At 64.4% G+C, this 4,707-nt stretch carries 5 protein-coding genes; 4 read left to right on the top strand and 1 reads right to left on the bottom strand.

All coding sequences use genetic code 11. The annotated features are described in order from the left end of the window. The coding region (locus ABI213_RS17745; RefSeq protein ID WP_348028036.1) for a YafY family protein at positions 1–742 on the bottom strand (742 nt) is incomplete at its 3' end. An 85-nt stretch (positions 743–827) separates the two neighbouring features. Here ABI213_RS17745 and ABI213_RS17740 point away from each other — a divergent pair. The 4 genes from ABI213_RS17740 to bioA form a co-directional block, all read left to right on the top strand. Then, positions 828–1,463 (top strand): LysE family translocator, encoded by a 636-nt coding sequence (locus ABI213_RS17740; protein WP_348028034.1) that lies wholly within the window; start codon positions 828–830, stop codon positions 1,461–1,463. 58 nt (positions 1,464–1,521) lie between these two features. Beyond that, positions 1,522–2,415, top strand: coding sequence for a phosphoribosylaminoimidazolesuccinocarboxamide synthase (locus ABI213_RS17735; protein ID WP_348006953.1), 894 nt, complete (start codon positions 1,522–1,524; stop codon positions 2,413–2,415). 16 nt (positions 2,416–2,431) lie between these two features. Beyond that, entirely contained in the window at positions 2,432–3,448 is a 1,017-nt protein-coding gene (locus ABI213_RS17730) for a PDDEXK nuclease domain-containing protein (protein ID WP_348006952.1), read from the top strand. Beyond that, positions 3,445–4,707, top strand: a 1,263-nt coding sequence (gene bioA / locus ABI213_RS17725) for an adenosylmethionine--8-amino-7-oxononanoate transaminase (protein WP_348028032.1), incomplete at its 3' end; no start/stop codon positions are given. The genes ABI213_RS17730 and bioA, both read left to right, overlap by 4 nt.

Below are 4,707 nucleotides of genomic sequence, written 5' to 3'. Positions count from 1 at the left end.
CCGTCTCCATATCGGTGTGCAGCAGCACCTCGATCTGGATCTCTCTGGGAATGCTGGCAACGCCCAGCGCCAGGTGGCGCACCGCGTCAAAGCTGGCCGGGGCCACAAAGCGCTGCGCACGCGGCTCCACGGCCAACACCCGGTCCAGCCGCAAAGAGCGCAGCCCACAGCGCAAATGGCAGTAGCCCACCACGTACCACTGGTGACCCCGGTAGGCCAGGCCGTAGGGGTCGAAGTCCCGCTGCGTGGTGTCGTTTTGGGCAGAGCGGTACTGCACATGCACCTGCTGGCACTGGTAGCTGGCCAGGCTGAAGGCCATCAGCGTCTGGCTGTCTTGGGCGCGGGCGGATGCCGGGCGGTCCAGTGCCACGGTTTCACCCAGCGCCCTGACGCGTTGTTTTAAAGGGGCGGGCATCACCCGCTCCAGCTTGGCCTGCGAACTTTCCACCGCCGCGCCCGCCACCGCCAGCCCGCGTGCGGCCACCAGGCCCAAGGCGATGGCCAGCGCTTCGTCGTCGGTAAACACCATCGGTGGCAGCTTGAAGCCAGGCATCAGGCTGTAGCAACCGTAGCGCCCGCGCTCGGACAGCACGGGAATGCCCAGGTCTTCCAGTTTGCGGATGTAGCGCCGCAGCGTGCGCCCGTCCACCGCCAGGCGCTGGGCCAGGTCGGGGCCACTCAAGCGGCCATGGGCCTGCAGGAGTTCCAGCACGGTCAGCACGCGGGTGGTGGGCGAGTACATGGCACAAGTTTAGAGATATACCAGGGCCAATTCCGCCCTGATAGGGTTTTAGAGTGAGGTTTTGACATCCACGGAGACTCTCGACATGACCCACTACGCCCACCTTTGGCTATTTTTCTTGATGGTTTTCGGCATCATTGCCTTGCCGGGGATGGACATGGCCTTTGTGCTGTCCAACGCCCTCGTCGGTGGGCGGCGATCCGGCCTGTTCGCGGTGGCGGGCATCGTGGCCGGTGGGGTCTGCCATGTGGTGGCCGGGGTGCTGGGCTTGGGGCTGGTGCTGCGCTGGGTGCCGGGCCTGCTCAATTTCTTGCTGCTGGCTGGGGCGGCTTACATCGCCTGGATTGGCGTGGCGGTGCTGCGCAGCCAGTCGGCCATCGGGCCCTTGCCCGCCGTCGGCACGCCGCCGCCCGGGGTGATTTTTCGGCGGGCCATGTTGACCTGCTTGATGAATCCCAAGGCCTATTTGTTCATGCTGGCGATATTTCCGCAGTTTCTGCGGGTGGAGTATGGGTCGGTGGGCATCCAAGCGGTCGTGCTGGGCGGCATCATCGCGTTGACGCAAACCGTGGTGTACGGCTTGTGGGCCGTGGCGGCAGGTAGCTCGCGCGACTGGCTGGCGGCCAGCCCGCGTGCGGCCAACGCCATTTCCCGGGGCGTGGGTGGGGTGCTGATTCTGGGTGCGGTGTGGACGGCGGTGCAGGGTTGGGATGCGATTTGACCCGGCGTTTTACACTCTAGGGTTGCGCCCTCTCTAATACCCTCCTGAAAACGCCCCCATGACCACAGTCCACACTTCCTCCATCCACAGCCTGCCTCTGCTGGCGCGCGGCAAGGTTCGCGACAACTATGCCGTGGGCACCGACCGCATTCTGATGGTGGCCAGCGACCGCCTGAGCGCTTTTGATGTGATCCTGGGCGAGCCGATTCCCGGCAAAGGCATTTTGCTGACGCAAATGGCGCTGTTCTGGTTTGCCAAGCTGGGCCACATCTGCCCGAACCACCTGACCGGCGAAGCCCCCGAAAGCGCCGTGCTGCCCGAAGAAGTGCCCCAGGTCACCGGCCGCTCCATGCTGGTCAAGCGCCTCAAACCCCTGCCTATCGAAGCCGTGGTGCGCGGCTACCTGGCCGGCAGCGGTTGGAAGGAATACCAAGACGGCCAATCGGTCTGCGGCGTGCCGCTGCCTGCGGGCTTGCGCAATGCCTCCAAACTGGCCGCCCCCATTTACACCCCAGCCGCCAAGGCCGCCGTGGGCGACCACGACGAAAACATCACTTTTGAGCGCAGCGTGGAGATGGTGGGTGCCGACCTGGCCGGGCGCATCCGCGATTTGAGCATCCAGATCTATTCCGAAGCCGCCGCCTTCGCCCTGACCAAGGGCGTGATCATTGCCGACACCAAGTTCGAATTCGGCCTGGACACCGACGGCACCCTGGTGCTGATGGACGAGGTGCTGACCCCCGACTCCTCGCGCTTCTGGCCGGTGGAAGGCTACGTAGAAGGCAGCAACCCGCCCAGCTACGACAAACAGTTTGTGCGCGACTGGCTGGAGCAGGTGCAGATCGACGGCAAGCCCTGGAACAAAACCCCGCCCGCCCCCCGCGTCCCCGCCGACGTGATCGCCAAAACCGCCGCCAAATACCAGGAAGCGCTGGAGCGGCTGACGGCGTAGGTTGGCGGACAACGCGGTGGCGAAAGCGACTCCAGTGCCATCGGCGGCCAAGCCCCCTGTGGGCTATGCCGCCGTGCATGGCGGCATTGTGGATGTGCTGCAAACGGCGCGCACCCATGCTGTCCGTAGCGTCAATGCATGGATGACCGCCAGCTACTGGGAGCTGGGCCGACGTGTTGTAGAGGCCGAGCAAAAAGGTAAGCGCCGAGCCGACTATGGCGACCAACTGCTCAAACGGCTGTCGCTGGATTTAACGGGTGCATTCGGCCGTGGATTTGGCGTCGTCAATCTTCAGCAGATGCGCAATTTCTACCTGGTGTGGCCCTTGGCTGAGATTTATCAGACACCGTCTGATACATCTCGCACACCACCCGCTGCGGGGCTGGCCAGCATCGCGCAGCACTTCCCTCTACCGTGGTCTGCCTACGTCCGCCTGCTGTCCGTCAAAAATGCATTCGCCAGACAGTTTTACGAGGCAGAAGCCTTGCGCGGAGGCTGGAGCGTGCGGCAGATAGATCGCCAAATCAACAGCCAGTTCTTTGAGAGAACCAGCCTGTCGCGCAACCAAGCGGCCATGCTCACCAAGGGTGCCATAGCGATTCCCGAGGATGCCGTGACCCCAGAGTCGGCCATCAAAGACCCGTTCGTGCTGGAGTTTTTGGGTCTGAAGGACGAGTATTCAGAAACCGCGCTAGAAGCGGCGTTGATCCACCGCCTAGAAGACTTTTTGCTGGAACTGGGCGATGACTTTGCCTTTGTGGGGCGGCAAAAACGCTTGCGCCTGGACGACATGCACACGTACCTGAATTACGCCAAAGCGCACTGGATGCGTGAAGGCGAAAACCCACCCGTGGGGCTGATCTTGTGCCAGCAAAAAGGCGCGGCTGAGGCACATTACGCACTGGAAGGCTTGGGCAACAAAGTGCTAGCAGCGGAATACCAAACCATACTGCCCAGTGAATCCGTCATGGCCGAGGCATTGGCCCGCACAACACGTCTGCTCGAATCCCGCAGCCAACACCTTTCCCCATGACCTCTTCCCTCGTCACCCGCAGTCTGGCCCACATCTGGCACCCCTGCACCCAAATGCAGCGCGCCGCCCAGGTGCCGCCGCTGCCCATCGTGCGCGGACAGGGCGTGTGGCTGTTTGACGAAGACGGCAAGCGCTACTTCGATGCCATCAGCTCCTGGTGGGTCAATCTGTTTGGCCATGCCGATGCGCGCATCAACGCCGCCATCAAAGACCAGCTCGACACCTTGCCGCACGTGATGCTGGCCGGTTGCACCCACGCCCCGGCGGTGGAGCTGGCCGAGCGGCTGTCGGCACTCACCGGCGGCGTGCTGGGCCACTGCTTCTTTGCCAGCGACGGCGCGTCGGCCGTGGAAATCGCTTTGAAGATGGCCTTTCACCACTGGCGCAACCGGGGCCAGGGCGACAAGCGCGAGTTTGTCTGCCTGCGCCAGGGCTACCACGGCGAAACCCTGGGTGCGCTGGCCGTCACCGACGTGCAAATCTTCCGCGATGCCTACGACCCGCTGCTGATGCGCTCGCACCAGGTGATGTCGCCCGACGCGCGCCAGGCCCTGCCCGGCGAATCCGCCGCCGATGTGGCCCAGCGTGCTGCCGCCGAGCTGCAGGCCCTGCTGGAGCAGCGCCACGGCCAGATCGCCGCCATCATCCTTGAGCCGCTGGTGCAGGGCGCGTGCGGCATGGCCATGCACGACCCGGCCTACCTGCGCGCCGTGCGGGCGCTGTGCGATCGGTACCAGGTGCTGCTGATAGCGGATGAAATCGCCGTGGGCTGTGGCCGTACCGGCACCTTCTTCGCGGTGGAGCAGGCCGGTATCTGGCCGGACCTGCTGTGCCTGTCCAAGGGCATCAGCGGCGGCTACCTGCCTTTGTCGCTGGTTTTGTCGCGCGACAGCGTCTATGAGGCTTTTCTGGACGACAACGTGGCGCGGGGCTTTTTGCATTCGCACTCCTACACCGGCAACGCGCTGGCCTGCCGCGCCGCGCTGGCCGTGCTCGACCGGTTTGACCAAGACGGCGTGCTGGCCCACAACCGCCTGCAAGCCGCCACCCTCAGCGCCGCGCTGGCCCCGCTGCAATCCGACCCACGGGTAGAAAACTTCCGCCATATCGGCATGATTTGGGCCTTCGATGTGCGCGAACCGCTGGCCGGACCGCGCTTTGCCGAGCGCTTCCACCTCGCAGGCCGGGCGCGCGAACTGCTGATACGCCCGATTGGCCGCACCGTCTACCTGCTGCCGCCCTACCTGCTGGACGATGCC

It is taken from the genome of Rhodoferax sp. (assembly GCF_039922535.1).
In the GTDB taxonomy this organism is placed as follows: Bacteria; Pseudomonadota; Gammaproteobacteria; order Burkholderiales; family Burkholderiaceae_C; genus Rhodoferax_B.
This window is presented reverse-complemented; position numbering and strand designations above follow the sequence as displayed.